The organism is Burkholderia sp. Bp8994 (genome assembly GCF_003853805.1).
Taxonomy (GTDB): Bacteria; Pseudomonadota; Gammaproteobacteria; order Burkholderiales; family Burkholderiaceae; genus Burkholderia.
This window is the reverse complement of the sequence record NZ_QTQH01000025.1, coordinates 1-15,558: the sequence shown is the minus strand read 5'-3', so window position 1 is coordinate 15,558 and position 15,558 is coordinate 1. Positions and strand designations below refer to the sequence as shown.

General features: G+C 68.5%; 17 protein-coding genes, 1 tRNA gene and 1 pseudogene. 11 read left to right on the top strand and 8 right to left on the bottom strand.

What is annotated here, in order from left to right; translation table 11 throughout:
- Positions 1-45: 45 nt before the first annotated feature.
- The 3 genes from DIE04_RS25075 (at position 46) to DIE04_RS29895 (ending at position 1,716) form a co-directional block, all read left to right on the top strand.
- Positions 46-1,203 (top strand): ABC transporter substrate-binding protein, encoded by a 1,158-nt coding sequence (locus DIE04_RS25075; RefSeq protein WP_124521530.1) that lies wholly within the window; start codon positions 46-48, stop codon positions 1,201-1,203.
- Positions 1,204-1,308: 105 nt separating this feature from the next.
- A tRNA-Leu gene (locus tag DIE04_RS25070) sits at positions 1,309-1,393 on the top strand.
- 152 nt (positions 1,394-1,545) lie between these two features.
- Positions 1,546-1,716 carry a hypothetical protein gene (locus DIE04_RS29895; RefSeq protein WP_185500424.1) on the top strand — a complete coding sequence of 57 codons (171 nt, stop codon included), beginning with the start codon at positions 1,546-1,548 and terminating at the stop codon, positions 1,714-1,716.
- 28 nt (positions 1,717-1,744) lie between these two features.
- On the opposite strand, the gene DIE04_RS25065 is transcribed toward DIE04_RS29895, so the two are convergent.
- Positions 1,745-2,647 carry a LysR family transcriptional regulator gene (locus tag DIE04_RS25065; RefSeq protein ID WP_124488478.1) on the bottom strand — a complete coding sequence of 301 codons (903 nt, stop codon included), beginning with the start codon at positions 2,645-2,647 and terminating at the stop codon, positions 1,745-1,747.
- A 119-nt stretch (positions 2,648-2,766) separates the two neighbouring features.
- Between DIE04_RS25065 and DIE04_RS25060 the strand changes: the two genes are divergently transcribed.
- Both DIE04_RS25060 and DIE04_RS25055 read left to right on the top strand, forming a co-directional pair.
- Complete coding sequence (locus tag DIE04_RS25060; RefSeq protein ID WP_124488479.1) at positions 2,767-3,504, top strand: SDR family oxidoreductase; 738 nt, start codon at positions 2,767-2,769, stop codon at positions 3,502-3,504.
- Between the two features lie 43 nt (positions 3,505-3,547).
- Positions 3,548-4,447 (top strand): SDR family oxidoreductase, encoded by a 900-nt coding sequence (locus DIE04_RS25055; protein WP_124488480.1) that lies wholly within the window; start codon positions 3,548-3,550, stop codon positions 4,445-4,447.
- A gap of 31 nt (positions 4,448-4,478) precedes the next feature.
- Here DIE04_RS25055 and DIE04_RS25050 read toward each other — a convergent pair whose 3' ends face one another.
- The gene (locus tag DIE04_RS25050) at positions 4,479-5,369 is read right to left on the bottom strand and encodes an alpha/beta fold hydrolase (protein ID WP_124521528.1); all 891 of its coding nucleotides are present in this window, start codon (positions 5,367-5,369) and stop codon (positions 4,479-4,481) included.
- A 105-nt stretch (positions 5,370-5,474) separates the two neighbouring features.
- Between DIE04_RS25050 and DIE04_RS25045 the strand changes: the two genes are divergently transcribed.
- Positions 5,475-6,362 (top strand): LysR family transcriptional regulator, encoded by an 888-nt coding sequence (locus tag DIE04_RS25045; RefSeq protein WP_124521526.1) that lies wholly within the window; start codon positions 5,475-5,477, stop codon positions 6,360-6,362.
- A gap of 125 nt (positions 6,363-6,487) precedes the next feature.
- On the opposite strand, the gene DIE04_RS25040 is transcribed toward DIE04_RS25045, so the two are convergent.
- From DIE04_RS25040 to DIE04_RS25030, 3 genes are all read right to left on the bottom strand, one after another.
- Entirely contained in the window at positions 6,488-7,417 is a 930-nt protein-coding gene (locus tag DIE04_RS25040) for a LysR family transcriptional regulator (RefSeq protein ID WP_124521524.1), read from the bottom strand.
- A gap of 189 nt (positions 7,418-7,606) precedes the next feature.
- Positions 7,607-8,380 carry an SDR family oxidoreductase gene (locus tag DIE04_RS25035; RefSeq protein ID WP_044845613.1) on the bottom strand — a complete coding sequence of 258 codons (774 nt, stop codon included), beginning with the start codon at positions 8,378-8,380 and terminating at the stop codon, positions 7,607-7,609.
- A gap of 192 nt (positions 8,381-8,572) precedes the next feature.
- Positions 8,573-9,073 (bottom strand): DinB family protein, encoded by a 501-nt coding sequence (locus tag DIE04_RS25030; protein WP_044845612.1) that lies wholly within the window; start codon positions 9,071-9,073, stop codon positions 8,573-8,575.
- A 210-nt stretch (positions 9,074-9,283) separates the two neighbouring features.
- On the opposite strand from DIE04_RS25030, the gene DIE04_RS25025 reads away from it, so the two are divergent.
- Together DIE04_RS25025 and DIE04_RS25020 are read left to right on the top strand one after the other, a co-directional pair.
- Positions 9,284-10,000, top strand: coding sequence for a pseudouridine synthase (locus tag DIE04_RS25025; protein WP_124521522.1), 717 nt, complete (start codon positions 9,284-9,286; stop codon positions 9,998-10,000).
- Between the two features lie 105 nt (positions 10,001-10,105).
- The gene (locus tag DIE04_RS25020; protein ID WP_124521520.1) at positions 10,106-10,294 is read left to right on the top strand and encodes a hypothetical protein; all 189 of its coding nucleotides are present in this window, start codon (positions 10,106-10,108) and stop codon (positions 10,292-10,294) included.
- Here the strand turns inward: DIE04_RS25020 and DIE04_RS25015 are convergent.
- Positions 10,277-11,314 carry an NAD-dependent epimerase/dehydratase family protein gene (locus DIE04_RS25015; RefSeq protein WP_124521609.1) on the bottom strand — a complete coding sequence of 346 codons (1,038 nt, stop codon included), beginning with the start codon at positions 11,312-11,314 and terminating at the stop codon, positions 10,277-10,279. The genes DIE04_RS25020 and DIE04_RS25015 overlap by 18 nt on opposite strands.
- Positions 11,315-11,420: 106 nt before the next feature.
- Here DIE04_RS25015 and DIE04_RS25010 point away from each other — a divergent pair, with 106 nt between their 5' ends.
- From DIE04_RS25010 to DIE04_RS25000, 3 genes are all read left to right on the top strand, one after another.
- Entirely contained in the window at positions 11,421-12,452 is a 1,032-nt protein-coding gene (locus DIE04_RS25010) for a CDP-6-deoxy-delta-3,4-glucoseen reductase (RefSeq protein WP_044845608.1), read from the top strand.
- Between the two features lie 296 nt (positions 12,453-12,748).
- Positions 12,749-13,933, top strand: coding sequence for an acetylornithine transaminase (locus tag DIE04_RS25005; RefSeq protein ID WP_044845607.1), 1,185 nt, complete (start codon positions 12,749-12,751; stop codon positions 13,931-13,933).
- 13 nt (positions 13,934-13,946) lie between these two features.
- Complete coding sequence (locus DIE04_RS25000; RefSeq protein ID WP_124521518.1) at positions 13,947-14,402, top strand: GNAT family acetyltransferase; 456 nt, start codon at positions 13,947-13,949, stop codon at positions 14,400-14,402.
- A 21-nt stretch (positions 14,403-14,423) separates the two neighbouring features.
- On the opposite strand, the gene DIE04_RS24995 is transcribed toward DIE04_RS25000, so the two are convergent.
- Together DIE04_RS24995 and DIE04_RS24990 are read right to left on the bottom strand one after the other, a co-directional pair.
- Positions 14,424-15,095, bottom strand: coding sequence for a DUF2278 family protein (locus tag DIE04_RS24995; protein WP_124521516.1), 672 nt, complete (start codon positions 15,093-15,095; stop codon positions 14,424-14,426).
- Positions 15,096-15,360: 265 nt separating this feature from the next.
- Positions 15,361-15,558, bottom strand: a pseudogene (locus DIE04_RS24990) (ABC transporter ATP-binding protein); the annotation flags it as partial.

The following is a 15,558-nucleotide window of genomic DNA, read 5'->3' as shown; positions in this document are numbered from 1 at the left end:
GGGCGCAAATCGCGCCCCTTTTTATTGCCCGACGGAGATTTCCGCATGACGCTTCCCGCCCTGTTGCGCCGCGCCGCCGGCGCCGCCCTCATGCTCGCCTGCGCGGCCGCGCATGCCGACCTGAAGGTCGGCGTCGACCTGTCGTCGACCGGCCCGGCCGCCGCGATCGGCATCACCAGCAAGAACGCAATCCTGATGTGGCCGAAGACGATCGCCGGGCAGCCGGTGCAGGTGACGGTGCTCGACGACGCGTCCGACCCGGGCGCGGCCGTGCGCAACATCCGCAAGCTGGTCGACGAGGATCGCGTCGACGTCGTGGTCGGGCCGAACATCACGCCGGCCGCGCTCGCGGCGCTCGACGCGGTAGCCGCCGCCCAGACGCCGATGATCACGCTGGTCGGCTCCGGCGCGATCGTCGAGCCGCAGGAAGGCGCGCGGACCTGGGCATTCAAGATGGCGCAGAGCGACAGCGCGATGGCCGACGTGATGACGCGCTACATGGCCAACCACGGTGTGAAGACGGTCGGCTTCATCGGCTTCGCGGACAGCTATGGCGACAGCTGGCTGAACGAATTCACGCGCTTCGCGGAAGTCCGCAAGATCCGCGTGATCGCGACGGAACGCTTCAACCGCACCGACGCGAGCGTCACCGGCCAGGCACTGAAGCTGATCGCCGCGAAGCCCGACGCGATCCTGATCGCCGGCTCGGGCACGCCGGCCGTGCTGCCGCAACGCACGCTGATCGAGCGCGGCTACAAGGGCGCGATCTACCAGACGCACGGGATCGCCACGCCGGAATTCATCAAGCTCGGCGGCAAGGACGTCGACGGGACGCTGTTCCCGACCCAGCCGGTGGTCGTCGCGCGCACGCTGCCTGCCGACCATCCGGCACGCAAGGCCGCGCTCGCGTTCGTCGATGCGTATGAAGCGAAATACGGCGCCGGCACGGTCACCCAGTTCGCGGGCGACGCGGCGGGCGTGTACCCGCGCCTCGCCGACGCGGTCGGCCGCGCGCTCAAGGCCGCGCAGCCCGGCACGCCGGGCTTCCGCGCGGCGCTGCGGCGCGAACTCGAACGCGCGCACGAACTCGTCGTGCCGAACGGCGTCGTCAACACCAGCGACAAGGATCACGTGGGGCTCGATCAGCGCGCGAGCGTGATGGGGATCGTGAAGCAGGGCCGATTCGTCTATCTGAGCCAGTAACGCACGGGCGGTCGCCGGACAGCTTGCCCGGTGCCCCGTTTTCCGCCATAATTCGCGTTTCGCCGCGCACAATCCGTACGAATCGCACGCGCGGCCAGGATCAAAGCCCAGGTGGTGAAATTGGTAGACGCAGGGGACTCAAAATCCCCCGCCGCAAGGCGTGCCGGTTCGATTCCGGCCCTGGGCACCAGTCTTTCGCAGCGTCAATGCGCTGCACTGTCGAAACCCGCGCAAGCTCGCCGCTTCGCGGGTTTTTTGTTTGTTGCGCGCGCCACGCACGCCGCAACGCACGCCCTTGCCCGGCGGTCCAAGCATCAGGACACGCAAGCACGGAGGCCGCTCATGTCCACGCGCGTCTTCTTTTCGAGCCCGATCCGCCGCTGCGTGCTTGCCGCGCTGTTGTCGATCATGCTGGGCGGATGCGACCTGCTGCGCGAGCCGCCCGTGCCCGACTGGCCAGGGCCGCACGCGCCCTACCCGTTCCCGGACAGCATCCCGCACCGCACCGAGTGAACCGATGGCGCCCCGCCGCCCGACGCACTCAGGCCATCAACTCGCGGACGAACTCCAGAAACACCCGCACTTTCGCGGCAACGAGGTTCGACGCATGGTGATACGCATAAAGCGGGAACGTCTCGTCCGCCCATTCCGGCAGCAGCTGGACCAACCGCCCTTCGGCCACGACGTCGCGGGCATAGAGTTCCAGCAGTTGCGCAATGCCGACGCCGCCAACGCACGCGCCGAGCAACCCGCCGGTGTCATTCACCATCAGTCTGCCGGCGACGTCGACCGGCACGACTTCCTTGCCGCGATGAAATTCCCATTCGTACGGTCGCCCCGTCACCGGATCGCGAATCAGCACGCACCGGTGACCGGCCGCGAGATCCCGCGGGTGTCGCGGTTCGCCATGACGCGCGACGTACGCGGCCGACGCGCAGGTCAGCACGCGCGTCTCGAGCAGCAGTCGCGCACGATATGACGACGGCTCCGGGATGCCGAAGCGCACTGCCACATCGAATCCGTCGGCGACGAGGTCGCCCATCCGATCCCGCGCGCTGATCTCGACCGACAGGTCGGGAAAGCGGTCGAGGAATTCCGCCATCCGCGGCGCGAGCACGTAGTGGCCGAACGTGCCGTCCACGTTCACGCGCAGCCGCCCCCTCACGCGCGCCTTCGACTGGCCGGCGTCGAGCGCCGCCTCCTCGATGCCGGCCAGCAGCGGCGCGACCGCCTCGTAAAAGCGTCGCCCTTCGTCGGTCAACGTGATCGCACGCGCCGTCCGGTTGAAGATGCGGATGCCGACGCGTTGTTCCAGTCGGGCGACGGCGCGGCTCACTGCCGGTTGGGTCAGTCCCATCGCCTCGCCTGCCCGCGCGAAGGTGCCGGCCTCGATCACCGCGGAGAGCACGCCGATACCGCTGAGCAGCCTGCTGTCGAACCCCATAAGACATACTTCCAGTCATTCATTGACTGACCATTATTCATTATTTTTATTGATCGAAGAAGCCTACATTAGTCCTGTCGCCGGATGGAACGGCATTCAACCCTCATCAGGAGCAGGAAATGAGCACATCGGAACAGGTCGCCCTCGTCACAGGTTCGTCGCGCGGCATCGGTGCGGAAATCGCCCGCCAGCTCGCCCGGGACGGCTTCCGGGTCGTCGTCAACTATGCCGGCGGCGCCGGGCCGGCCCGCGAAGTCGTCGATGCGATCCTCGCCGACGGCGGCCATGCCGTCGCCGTGCAGGCGAACGTCGCCGACCCGGCGGCCGTGGCCGCGCTGTTCGACGCCGCCCACGAGGCATTCGGCGGCCTGGATGTGGTGGTCAATTCCGCGGGCGTGATGAAGCTGGCGGCGATCGCCGACTGCGACGATGCGCTCTTCGACGAAACAATCGCCATCAACGTGAAAGGCGCGTTCAACGTATGCCGCGAAGCGGCAAGGCGCGTGCGCGACGGCGGACGCATCATCAACCTGTCGACCAGCGTGATCGGCATGCGCATGCCGACTTACGGCGTGTACGTGGCAAGCAAGGCGGCGGTCGAAAGCCTCACGCAGGTACTCGCGCAGGAAATGCGCGGGCGCGGTGTCCGCGTGAACGCCGTCGCGCCGGGGCCGGTCGCCACCGAACTGTTCCTGCAGGGCAAGAGCCCCGAGCTGGTCGATCGGCTCGCGAAGCTGAACCCGCTCGAGCGGCTGGGCCAGCCCGACGACATCGCGCGCGTCGTCGCCTTCCTCGCCAGCCCGGACGGCGCGTGGATCAACGGCCAGATCCTCCGCGCCAACGGCGGGATGTGCTGACGGACCGCTCGCAGCCGCCTCGCTTTCCTCCAGGAGATCGCTCATGAAGCAAGTTGTCCTCGTCACCGGCGCGTCCAGCGGCTTCGGCTTGCTGACGGCCCAGGCGCTCGCCCGCGCCGGTCACACGGTCTATGCATCGATGCGCGAGAGCGCCGGGCGCAATGCGCCGCGCGTCGCCGCCATCGCTGCCTATGCGCAGGAACACGGCGTCGACCTGCGCAGCCTCGAACTCGACGTCGGCGACGACGCATCGGTCGGCGCAGCAATCGACCGCGTGATCGCCGACAACGATCGTCTGGACGTCGTCATTCACAACGCCGGCCACATGGCGTTCGGGCCGGCCGAAGCATTCACGCCCGAGCAGCTCACGCAGCTCTACGACGTCAACGTCGTGTCGACCCAGCGCGTCAACCGCGCGGCGCTGCCGCACCTGCGCCGTCAGGGCCGCGGTCTGCTCGTGTGGGTTTCGTCGTCGTCGGCGCGCGGCGGCACCCCGCCGTTCCTTGCCCCTTACTTCGCCGCGAAAGCCGCGATGGACTCGCTCGCGGTGTCCTACGCCGCCGAACTCGCCCGCTGGGGTATCGAAACATCGATCGTCGTGCCGGGCGCGTTCACCCGCGGCACGAATCACTTCCTCCATGCGGGCAAGCCGGCCGATACCGCCGTGCAGGCTGCCTACGACAGCGGGCCGTACGCGGGCGTCGCCGATCAGGCGTTGAGCGGCCTCGCCGCGCTTGAACCGGCGGACGCCGACGCCGGCGCCGTCGCGACGGCGATTGTCGAGCTCGTCGCGGCGCAGCCCGGCAAGCGCCCCTACCGCGTATTCGTCGATCCGTCGCAGGACGGCGCGGAGGAAGTGTTCCGCATCGGCGATCGAATCCGCCGCGAAATGTTCAGGAATATCGGGCTCGCCGATCTGCTCGCGCCCCGGGTCGGCGGTTGAGCGCCGTTTGCGCGCCGCGCCGGCCGGCCCGTCAACCGCGCTCGCAGAACCGCAGAATCGCGTCGGCAACGACCGCCGGCGCCTCGCGCTGCGGAAAATGCCCGACGCCGTCCAGCACGACGCGCTCGTAGCGGCCGGTGAAGAACCGCTCGCGCCCTGCAGAGGTCTCCGGTGCAGTGCAGGCGTCCGCGCCGCCGTGCAGCACGAGCGTCGGCACCGACAGCACCGGTGCGGGTATCAGTTGCGCGTCGTCTTCCGCGTATGCGGCCCCGCCGTCGACGAATCCCCAGCGATAACGGTACGAGTGCAGCACCACGTCGATCCAGTCCGGGCCGTCGAAGGCAGTCGCGGCCGCGTCGAAGTCGCGTTCGTCGTACCAACCGGCCGGCGACCACGTATCCCACATCAGGCGCGCGAACGCCCGGCGATCGTCGCGCAGCGCCTGCTCGCCGCGCGGCGTCGCCAGGAACCAGTGGTACCAGTAGTTGCGCGCCTGCGGCAGCGACAACGGCTGGGCCGGGTCGTTCGTGCCGTATCCCACCGACAGCATCACCAGATGCGAGGCCGCGCCGTCGCGCAACCCGCACGCGTTCGCAACCGCGCGCGCACCCCAGTCGTGCCCGACCAGCACGGGCCGCTCGATGCCGAGCGCGTCGATGAATTCGAGCAAGTCGCGGCCAAGCGCTGCGAGCCGGCCGCTGCGCGGCGTCGCGGGATCGCGAAAGCGGGTCGGCGCGAAACCGCGCAGCGCGGGCGCGAGCACGCGGTAGCCGCGTGCGGCCAGCGTTCGAGCCACGGCCTCCCAGCCGACCGGGCTGTCCGGCCAGCCGTGCAGCAGCACGGCCACGCGTTCGCCGCGCGGGTTCCATTCGAGATAGGCGAGTTCGAGCGACGCGGTTGTCGCATAGCGGTAAGCGGTCATGTGCACTCCGGTTGGTCAGCCTGAATGCCCGATGGTAGGCCCGTCTCTCATCACGATTCGCGGCGTATCATGACTCATTCTTCAAGTATCGTGGTGAATCAACCGATGGAACCGCTGACCGATCCCGCGTCGACCGCGCTCGACATCGCGCTGTTGCGTACCTTCCTCGAAGTCGTCGACAGCCGCGGCTTCGCGCCGGCCGCGGAGCGCCTCGCGCTGACGCCGTCCGCGGTCAGCGGCCACATCAAGCGGCTCGAGCAGGCGGCCGGCACGGTGCTGCTCGCGCGCACGACGCGCCGCATCGCGCTCACGCCGGCCGGCGACACGCTGTACGCGTACGCGCGCAACATCGTCGACATGGAGCGCGAAGTGCGCGCGAGGCTGCGCGGCGCGCCGGCGCATGGCCGGCTGCGGGTCGGCGCGTCGGAGGATTTCGCGGGCGCATGGTTGCCGCAGGTGCTGCGCACGTTTCGCGACAGTCATCCGCGCACATCGATCGAACTGAAGGTCGGGATCACCGCGGCGCTGCTGCGCGAGCAGACGCTGGGCCGGCTCGACGTCGTGTTCGGCAAGCAATGCAGGCAGGTCGACGCGCCGGGCGAACTGCTGTGGGAAGAACCACTGGTATGGGCGTTCGCGTCGGATATGGCAATCGACACCGAAGGCGATGTGCCGCTCGCGCTGTTCCCGGAGCCGTGCGTGTACCGGGAAGCCGCGGTGTCCTCGCTCGCCGCCGCGCTGCGGCCGTTTCGCGTGCTGTTCGAAAGCGCCAGCATGGCCGGCTGCATATCGGCCGCGCTGGCCGGCTTCGCGGTCACGGCGCTCGCGCGCAGCCAGCTGCGCGACGGCCTGCGCGCATGTGGGGCGAATGACGGCCTGCCGGCGTTGCCGGCCGCGTGCTTTTACGCGTTCGCGTCGAAGCCCGACGGCGCCTGCGCCGCGCTGATCGACGCGGTGCGGGCGACCGGGCGCACGCGGCAGTTCGCCGCCTGAGTGCGCGACGCGATGGCCGCACGTGCCGGACGTACCGCGCATGCCGCGTCGCACCGACGCCGATCGATCGGCGTCACCGGCCGGCGAATGGCGGGCGGCCCGCAGTTGCGGCCACGACGCCGCTTTCAGTCGCCGCTGCCGGCCGCGCCCGTGTCGTTCAATGCATCCGCCATCAACTCCCCGAACCATTCGATGAACGCGTTGAGCCGTCTCGACCGGTGCCGCCGATGCGGATATACGGCCGACACGTCCATCGGCGCGGCCCGATGGCCGGGCATCACCTCGACCAGCGCTCCGCTGTCGAGCAGATGCACGACGTCGAAGCGCGGAATCTGGATCAGCCCCATGCCTGCGATGCAGCTCGCGATATAGGTTTCAGCGTTGTTGACGATCACGCGGCTCGGCAGCGTCAGCGTATGCCGCCCGCCGTCCGCGCAGTATTCCCAGCCGAGCTCGCGGCCGGTCGTCGGCGACGCATAGCCGATCGCCCAGTGCCCGTGCGCAAGCGCATCGGGATGCTCGGGCACGCCGCATTCGCGCAGGTAGTCGGGGCTCGCGCAGTTGATCAGCGCGAACTGCCCGAGCGGCCGCACGACGAGGCTGCTGTCCGCGAGCCGCCCGACCCGGATCGCGCAGTCGACACCCTCCTGCACGAGATCGATCGAGCGGTCGGTCGAGCCGAGCGACAGTTGCAGCTTCGGGTAGCGGCGAAACAGCGACGGCAGCGCGGGGGCGATCACGCGGCGCGCGATCCGGCTCGGCGCATCGACGTTCAGCCGCCCGATCACGTCGCGATCGCGACGCCGGAACAGCCGGTCGAGCTCGTCGGCTTCCGCGAGCAGGCGCCGGCCACGCTCCAGCAGCAGCGCGCCGTCGGCAGTCAGCTGGACCTGCCGCGTCGTACGGTGCAACAGGCGCGTGCCGAGCGCGGTCTCGAGCTGCTGGACGGCGGCCGACACGGTCGCGCGCGGCACGTCGAGCGCGTGGGCGGCCTTGATGAAGCTGCCCATCTCGGCAACCTGAAGGAAGATTCTGACCTGATCCAGCTTGTCCATCGGCAGGCAGAGAACGTGGGTTCGGACGACCGCGGCCGGCAGGCGCCGCGCGTCGCGGCCGATTCCGGCGGCACAGATGAAACGGGCGCGCGGCGTTGTGTCCGCGCGCCCGTCCATTGTCCATGCAAACGGTCCATTGCGGGTCGCCGCGCACACGACGACCGCCGGCACGGCCCGTTACCGCGTCGGTTACTTGGTCGTATAGCCGCCGTTGATCAGAATCGTCTGCCCGGTGATCCACCAGCCGTCGGTCACGAGATGACGGATGAACGGCACGACGTCCTCGATGTCGGTGAGGCCCGTCTTGCTGAACGGCGACAGCGCGGCGGCCGTCTTGTGATACGCGACCGCGTCGGCACCTTCGGCCGGGTAGAAGAACGGCGTATCCATCGGGCCGGGCCCGACCGCCGTCACCGAGATGCCGCGCGCGCCGTACTCCTTCGACGCCGCGCGCGTGAAGTGCTCGACCGGCGCCTTCGATCCTTCGTAGGCTGCATAGAACGGCGTGAACGCGCCGAGCAGCGACGTCACGAGCGTGACGAGCTTGCCGTGATCCTCGAGGTGCCGCCCCGCTTCCTTGATGAAGAAGAACGCCGACTTGCTGTTCACCGCGAACATCTCGTCGTACTCGGCCTCGGTGATTTCGGTGAACGGCTTCTTCAGCACCTTGCCGACGGTATTGATCGCGATGTCGATCTTGCCGAAGCGCTGCTTCGCATCGCCGAACAGCTTCTCGACCGCGGCGGCCGTCGTCAGGTCGGCCTGGAACGTCGCGGCTTCCGCGCCGGCCGCGCGCACGGCAGCGGCCGTCTCTTCGGCCTGCGCCTGCGATGCCGCGCTGTTGTAGTGAATCGCCACCGCCTTCGCGCCGTGGCCGGCCAGGTCCCGGGCGATCAGCCCGCCGAGATTCTTGGCGCCGCCTGCGATCAGGACGACCTTGTCTGCGAGCGTATGAGTAGCCACGGTTGACTCCTGTTTGCGTTGAATGAAGCTAGGAGTGTAGGCACGCGCGACGTGCCGGTCAGCCGGGCACGGCTGGATGAATTATCCAGAAAAACGATCCAATCAGGCATCCGGAACGGTGGGCTGCCCCACCGACGAACGCGACGAAATCCGCTCGACGCGACACGATGCACGGCCGCCGGGCCGTACGGTTCAGCGCGCGTACAGCGCCGCGTCGATCTTGCCAAGCAGCCACTGCATGCCGGCCAGATGCTGCTGGTCGTGGCTGCACAGGTAATGGACGAGACCGCGCACGGTCAGCGCGCCGTAGCCTTCGAACTCGCCGGTGCGCGCAAACTGCCCGGGCGTGAGGCGCGACACGAGGTCGAGCGTCTCGCGCCGCGCGTCGCGAATCGCCGCGAGCACGTCGGACGCGTACGCGGCGTCGTAGCGGCGCTCGAGCGCGAGCGCATCGCCGTCGACCGACACGAGCAGCGGGTGATCTTCGTCGAGCATCCGCCGCAGCCGCACGTGGTAGCCGTCGATTTCGATGTCGCGCACGTGGCAGAGCTGCCCGAGCGGCGAGAAATGCTCGCTCGGGATCCCGCTCCAGTCGTCGGGGGTCCAGCGCGCGTAGCCGTCCGGCACGGCGGCGAAATGGGCTTCGAGCTGACGGGGGAAATCGGCGAGTGCATCGAGCGTCGTCGGATTCATGCGGCGAACTCCGTGTCGGATGGAGACGGCGATAGCCCGGGTACGGGCGTGCCGCCGTCGTGGCGCGACTTCACGCTGAAGCCGTACGCCCCTTGCATGCGACGTCCACTTTCCGTGAAGAACAAACGTGCGGCGCGGCGCTCCGGCAGCTTACCAGCGCGGGCGGGTTCGTGCCGGTGCCGGCGCGTGGCTTGATAGAATGCGCGCGCTATGGATCTCGAAAGCATTCTCTACACGCAGGGCTTCGGCTCGCGCCGCCAGTGCCGCGGCCTGATCGAAACGGGCCGCGTCACCGTCGCGGGCGCGAGCGCGACCGACCCCGACGCGTCGTTCGACACCGACGGCCTCGTGTTCACGGTCGACGACACCGCGTGGCCGTTCCACGCCCGCGCGTATCTCGCGCTCAACAAGCCGGCCGGCTACGAGTGTTCGCGCGAGCCGCAACACCACGCGAGCGTGTTCAGCCTGCTGCCCGCGCCGCTCGTCGCACGCGGCGTGCAATGCGTCGGCCGCCTCGACCAGGACACGACGGGCCTGCTGCTGCTGTCCGACGACGGTCAGTTCGTGCACGCGTACACGTCGCCGAAGCGCAAGGTGCCGAAAACCTACGTCGCCACCGTGCGCCACCCGCTCGACGACACGCAGCTGGACGCGCTGCGCGCCGGCGTGCAGCTCCACGGCGAGCCGAAGCCGATCGCGGCGGTCGCCGCCGACGCGCGCGACACGCACGCGCTCGCGCTGACCGTCCTCGAAGGCAAATATCATCAGGTGAAACGCATGGTCGCGGCCGCGAGCAATCGCGTCGAGGCGCTGCACCGCGAAAGCATCGGCGGGTTCACGCTGCCGGACGACCTGGCGCCGGGCGCGTGGCGCTGGCTCGGGGAAGACGACCTTTCAGCCCTGCGCAATCCCGTCAAAACCCTGTAAGGGAAAATCCGCACGATCGTTCGATGTCGGGCCGCGTCGCGGCCGCCCGATCCCCCGCTATACTGAAATCACAAGCTGTACGAGCAGCAATGCAGGGGAGACATCATGAACTTCAACCATTCTTTCGAACTGTCGTACGTGACGATCGCGTTCGCGGTCGTGGGCGCCATCGTGATCGGCGCGCTGCTGGCCGCGATGCACATGAAGCACAAATACCATCCGAACCTGATCGGCGCGCTGATCGGCGCGCTGTTGTGCTTCCTGCTGATCGAGGCGTTACCGGCGCTGACCTGACGCGCCGCGCGGCGCGAGCGTTTGAAGGAATTCGTCTACGGTCGGATAGCGCAACGTCACGCACAATTCGGCCTTGAGCCGCGCATTGGACAGGCGCCGCGACTCGCGCATGAACGACAGGAGCGCCGGCTCGAGTTGCTGCTCGGCGTCCGCGCGGCTGATCCGCGGCGGCGGCGGCAGGCCGAACACCTGCGCGACCCGGTCGAAATACTCTCCCATCCGCAGTTCGCTGTCGTCCGACGCGTGCACGGCGCGCGCCGGCTTGCCCCGCACGGCCGCACGACGCAGGATCGCCGCGAGATCGTCGGCGTGGATGTGGTTCGTGTAGACGTCGTCGGCCGCGTCGAGTGCCGGCGTGCCGCGCTCGAGCCGCGCGAGCGGCAGCCGGTTCGCCGCGTAGATGCCGGGAATGCGCACGATGCGCGCGGACAGCACGCCGCGCACCGTCGCCGCCCGCAGCTGACGCTCGGCCGAGACGCGCCGGAACGCGCGCGGATTCGCGGGGCGCAGCGGCTGCGTTTCGTCGATTCGCGCGCCGCCGCAGTCGCCGTAGACGCCCGTCGTGCTGGCGTAGACGAGCGTCGGCGCGCGAAGGGCGTCGGGTACAATACGCGCTTCCCGCACCGGCACGCCGGCCTGTCGGGTCGCGGCGCGCAGCGTGCGGAGCCGGCCGACCGACGACACCGCCGGTGCGGACGGCCGCCGCGCAGGCACGGACAATGCGGCGATCAGCGCACGGGTGCGGCGATCGTCGCGGCCGTCGGATTGCGGCGGCGCGAGATGCAGGATCGTGCGGGCGAGGCCCGCGATACGTCCGAGCGTCGCCCGGCGATCGAGGTCGCCGACGAGCGGCGTCGCGCCTGCCGCGCGCAGTTCGTCGCGGCGGCCCGGATGGCTCGTCAGCGCGACGATGCGCAGGTTGCGGCGCGCATCGCGCCATTGCGCGACGCAGCGCAGGCCGACGTCGCCGCAGCCGACGATCAGGACGCGCGGCCGGCGCAGGATTCGAGTCGCGATCATGTTGGTTGCGAAATCAGTAGCCACCGTTGCGCGGCGCGCAACGGGTTTGCATTGTAGCTGCCGTGCGCGATATGCACGGTCCCCACATTTTGTTCTATTTGGTTCTATGGCATTCAACGTTACTCTCAAGCAAAGCGGCCGGCAGTTCCAGGTCGAGTCGGACGAAACCGTGCTGGCGGCGGCGCTGCGCCAGAACGTCCATCTGCCGTACGGGTGCAAGAACGGCGCGTGCGGCTCCTGCAAGGGCCAGATCGTGTCGGGCCAGATCGAACAGGGCCCGCACGCCGCGTCGGCACTGTCCAACGACGAGCGCACGCGCGGCCTCGCGCTGCTGTGCTGCTCGAAGGCGCAATGCGACCTCGAGATCGACGTGCGTGAAATCGCCGGTGTCGACGGCGTGCAGGTGAAGAAGCTGCCGTGCCGGATCGCCGCGCTCGAGCGCCGCGCCGACGACGTGATGGTCGTGAAGCTGCAGCTGCCGGCCAACGAGCGCCTGCAATACCTCGCGGGCCAGTACGTCGAGTTCATCCTGAAGGACGGCTCGCGCCGCAGCTACTCGATGGCGAACGCGCCGCACGAGGAAGGCCCGATCGAGCTGCACATCCGCCACATGCCGGGCGGCAAGTTCACCGACCACGTGTTCGGCGCGATGAAGGAACGCGACATCCTGCGCTTCGAAGGCCCGCTCGGCACGTTCTTCCTGCGCGAGGACTCCGACAAGCCGATCGTGCTGCTCGCATCGGGCACCGGCTTCGCGCCGATCAAGGCGATCGTCGAGCACGTGAAGCACCGGGGCATCACGCGTCCGATGACGCTCTACTGGGGCGCACGCCGCAAGAAGGACATCTACCTCGGCGAGCTCGCCGAGCAATGGGCGCGCGAGATCCCGAACTTCAAGTACGTGCCGGTGCTGTCCGAGCCGGACGACGCCGACCAGTGGACCGGCCGCACCGGCTTCGTCCATCGCGCGGTGATCGAGGACCTGCCCGATCTGTCGGGCCACCAGGTGTACGCATGCGGCGCGCCGGTGATGGTCGAATCCGCACAGCGCGACTTCACGCAGCACCACGCGCTGCCGGCCGACGAGTTCTACGCGGACTCGTTCACGAGCGCCGCCGATCTCGCGCATCCGGTCTGAGCCCCGGGCGCGCCCGCGCGCCCCGCTGCGCGCCGCCGTGTCACATCCGTGGCATCGCGGCGGTTTACAGTGGGGCGCGGGATGCCTTATGCTTGCGCACATGAACCGCTTCCTGTCCGCACTTCGACGTCGCCGCTCGCCGCTCCGCCCGGATGCCGCCGGCTCGTCACGGACTCGCGCGTAACCTACTCCTCCGCTTCACCGGTTACGCACAAGCTGTTCGACCCACCAGCCACGGCCTTCCGTGGCTTTTTTATTGCCCGCTTACCTTTCAACGTCCGCTGGAGTCTGCTGCCATGCCCCTGAACGATTACCCGATCGACTCGCTGATGTACATCACGAACCGCCCCGACATCGTGTTTACGCACGGCAAGGGTTCGTGGCTCTACGATCACACGGGCAAGCGCTATCTGGACTTCATTCAGGGCTGGGCCGTCAACAGCCTCGGCCACTGCAACGACGGCATCGTCGAAGCGCTGAAGACGCAGGCGGAGAAGCTGCTGAACCCGTCGCCCGCGTTCTACAACGAACCGATGGCGAAGCTCGCCGGCCTGCTCACGCAGCACAGCGTATTCGACAAGGTGTTCTTCACGAACAGCGGCGCGGAAGCGAACGAAGGCGCGATCAAGCTCGCGCGCAAGTGGGGCCGCAAGTTCAAGAACGGCGCGTACGAGATCATCACGTTCGACCACAGCTTCCACGGCCGCACGCTCGCGACGATGTCGGCCAGCGGCAAGCCGGGCTGGGACACGATCTACGCACCGCAGGTGCCGGGCTTCCCGAAGGCCGAGCTGAACGACATCAACTCCGTCGAGAAGCTGATCACCGACAAGACCGTCGCGGTGATGCTCGAGCCGATCCAGGGCGAAGGCGGCGTGATCCCGGCGACGCGCGAATTCATGCAGGCGCTGCGCGCGCTGACGAAGCAGCACGACCTGCTGCTGATCGTCGACGAAGTGCAAAGCGGGTGCGGCCGCGCGGGCACGCTGTTCGCGTACGAGCTGTCCGGTATCGAGCCGGACATCATGACGCTCGCGAAGGGCATCGGCGGCGGTGCACCGCTCGGCGCGCTGCTGTCGAAGGCCGACGTCGCGGTGTTCGAGGCCGGCGACCAGGGCGGCACGTACAACGGCAACCCGCTGATGACGGCCGTCGGCTATTCGGTGATCTCGCAGCTCGTCGCGCCCGGCTTCCTCGAAGGCGTGCGCGAGCGCGCCGAATACCTGAAGCGCAGGCTGCTCGAACTGTCGGAGGAACGCGGCTTCGAGGGCGAACGCGGCGAAGGCCTGCTGCGCGCGCTGCTGCTCGGCAAGGACATCGGCCCGCAGATCGTCGAGAAGGCCCGCGACATGCAGCCCGACGGCCTGCTGCTGAACGCTGCGCGCCCGAACCTGCTGCGCTTCATGCCCGCGCTGAACGTCACGACCGAGGAAATCGACCAGATGATGGCGATGCTGCGGTCGATCCTCGACACGCTCTAAGGAAACCACCGCGATGGATGCCGCCGCCGATGCTGTCGCGATCCGCCCGTTCGAACGCACCGACACCGATGCCGTGCTGGCCGTGTGGCGCGATGCGTTCCCGCAGTACGACGAAGCCGGCGCGCCGCCGCACCGCGATCCGCTGCGCTCGATCGAGCTGAAGCTCGCGACGCAGCCGGAGCTGTTCTTCGTCGCGACGTGCGGCGCGCGGGTCGTCGGCACGCTGATGGCGGGTTTCGACGGACATCGCGGCTGGCTCTACTCGTTCGGCGTGTCGAACGACGCGCGGCGGCTCGGCATCGGCCGCGCGCTGATCGCGCATGCGGAACGCGCGCTCGCCGCGCGCGGCTGCCTGAAGATCAACCTGCAGGTGCTGCCCGGCAACGACGATGCATGCCGCTTCTATGCGGCGCTCGGCTATCGCGTCGAGGAACGCATCTCGTTCGGCAAGACGCTGCCGGCCGCGTGACGCCGCCGGCAGCCGCCGCGTTCAGCGCGTGATCGGCCCCGCGTCCGGCAGCGGATTGCCGAGCGCGTCGGTCGGCACGGCCTGCTGCTCGAACGCCGCGAAATACGCGGCCCACTGCGACTCGCTCACGCGCACGATCAACGCGCCGTCCTGCCAAACGTCGTTGTGATCGTTGTGGTCGTTGCCCGCGCGATGCAGGTAGTTCGCGCCTGTCGAACCCTGGTTCATGTGCGTGTCGTGGATGCCGTTGCCCTCCCTATACGTGCGGCCGAACACGACGACGTCGAGCCCCTGCGACTGCGCGGCATTGACGAGTCGCAGCAGCGACGGGATCGGCTCCGCGTTCTCGGTGCCGTCCATCACCGCGCTGGCACGCCATGCGCCCGTCTCGTTCAGGATGTCGCTGCGCAGATAGTCGAGCGCCGGCAGCGCGGTTTGCCCGGTGAGATCGGTATAGCCTTCGGCCGCGGCCGCGAGCGTCGCCGTGACCGGATGATGGAAATCGTAGACGAGCTTGTAGTTCAGCAGGTCGTCCGCGTCGTTGGTGCCGACGTTGATCGCGACGTCCCAGTCGCCGGACGGCAATGCGAGCGTCAGGTGGATGTGATACTGGATCTCGCTGCCGTGTGGCGAGCCTTTCAGCTGCGCCACCGACGTCACCTTCGCCTTCACGAAACCGTAATCCAGACTCATGGGTGCTCTCCGTGTCCCGATGAACCGACCATGCTACGCAGCCTGCGTGACGGTTGGTGGACGGCAGGTAGCGGACGGCGTTCGTGCTACCGTGTCCCGCACCGCATGGTCGGCGTCACGGTCGAATGCATGGAGTCGCATCCGCGTGCGCAGTTCGCCGCCGGGCGCGCCGCACGAAAAAAAGGCTGTCACGGTATCCCGTGACAGCCTTTCGAAAGCCCTTGCGCGGCACGCCGGCATCCGCCGCCGCGCCGGGCCCGCTCATTTACTCACCCAGATACGCAGCCCGCACCTTCGGATCGTCGAGCATCTGCTTGGCGTCGCCTTCCATCGTGACCGTGCCGGAATCCATCACGTAGCCGCGGTCGGCCGCTTGCAGCGCGAGCCGCGCGTTCTGCTCGACCAGCAGCACCGTGATGCCCTCCTTCGAGATCTCGCGCACCACTTCGAAGATCTTCTCGAC

Excerpts from the sequence above, each read along its gene's own strand:
- DIE04_RS25055 (WP_124488480.1), top strand. The coding sequence starts at position 3,548 with ATGAAGCAAGTTGTCCTCGTCACCGGCGCGTCCAGCGGCTTCGGCTTG.
- DIE04_RS25000 (WP_124521518.1), top strand. The coding sequence starts at position 13,947 with ATGGATGCCGCCGCCGATGCTGTCGCGATCCGCCCGTTCGAACGCACC.
- DIE04_RS25045 (WP_124521526.1), top strand. The coding sequence starts at position 5,475 with ATGGAACCGCTGACCGATCCCGCGTCGACCGCGCTCGACATCGCGCTG.
- DIE04_RS25025 (WP_124521522.1), top strand. The coding sequence starts at position 9,284 with ATGGATCTCGAAAGCATTCTCTACACGCAGGGCTTCGGCTCGCGCCGC.
- DIE04_RS25030 (WP_044845612.1), bottom strand. The coding sequence starts at position 9,073 with ATGAATCCGACGACGCTCGATGCACTCGCCGATTTCCCCCGTCAGCTC.
- DIE04_RS25010 (WP_044845608.1), top strand. The coding sequence starts at position 11,421 with ATGGCATTCAACGTTACTCTCAAGCAAAGCGGCCGGCAGTTCCAGGTC.
- DIE04_RS25060 (WP_124488479.1), top strand. The coding sequence starts at position 2,767 with ATGAGCACATCGGAACAGGTCGCCCTCGTCACAGGTTCGTCGCGCGGC.
- DIE04_RS25050 (WP_124521528.1), bottom strand. The coding sequence starts at position 5,369 with ATGACCGCTTACCGCTATGCGACAACCGCGTCGCTCGAACTCGCCTAT.
- DIE04_RS25015 (WP_124521609.1), bottom strand. The coding sequence starts at position 11,314 with ATGATCGCGACTCGAATCCTGCGCCGGCCGCGCGTCCTGATCGTCGGC.
- DIE04_RS25005 (WP_044845607.1), top strand. The coding sequence starts at position 12,749 with ATGCCCCTGAACGATTACCCGATCGACTCGCTGATGTACATCACGAAC.
- DIE04_RS25040 (WP_124521524.1), bottom strand. The coding sequence starts at position 7,417 with ATGGACAAGCTGGATCAGGTCAGAATCTTCCTTCAGGTTGCCGAGATG.
- DIE04_RS24995 (WP_124521516.1), bottom strand. The coding sequence starts at position 15,095 with ATGAGTCTGGATTACGGTTTCGTGAAGGCGAAGGTGACGTCGGTGGCG.
- DIE04_RS25020 (WP_124521520.1), top strand. The coding sequence starts at position 10,106 with ATGAACTTCAACCATTCTTTCGAACTGTCGTACGTGACGATCGCGTTC.
- DIE04_RS25065 (WP_124488478.1), bottom strand. The coding sequence starts at position 2,647 with ATGGGGTTCGACAGCAGGCTGCTCAGCGGTATCGGCGTGCTCTCCGCG.
- DIE04_RS29895 (WP_185500424.1), top strand. The coding sequence starts at position 1,546 with ATGTCCACGCGCGTCTTCTTTTCGAGCCCGATCCGCCGCTGCGTGCTT.
- DIE04_RS25075 (WP_124521530.1), top strand. The coding sequence starts at position 46 with ATGACGCTTCCCGCCCTGTTGCGCCGCGCCGCCGGCGCCGCCCTCATG.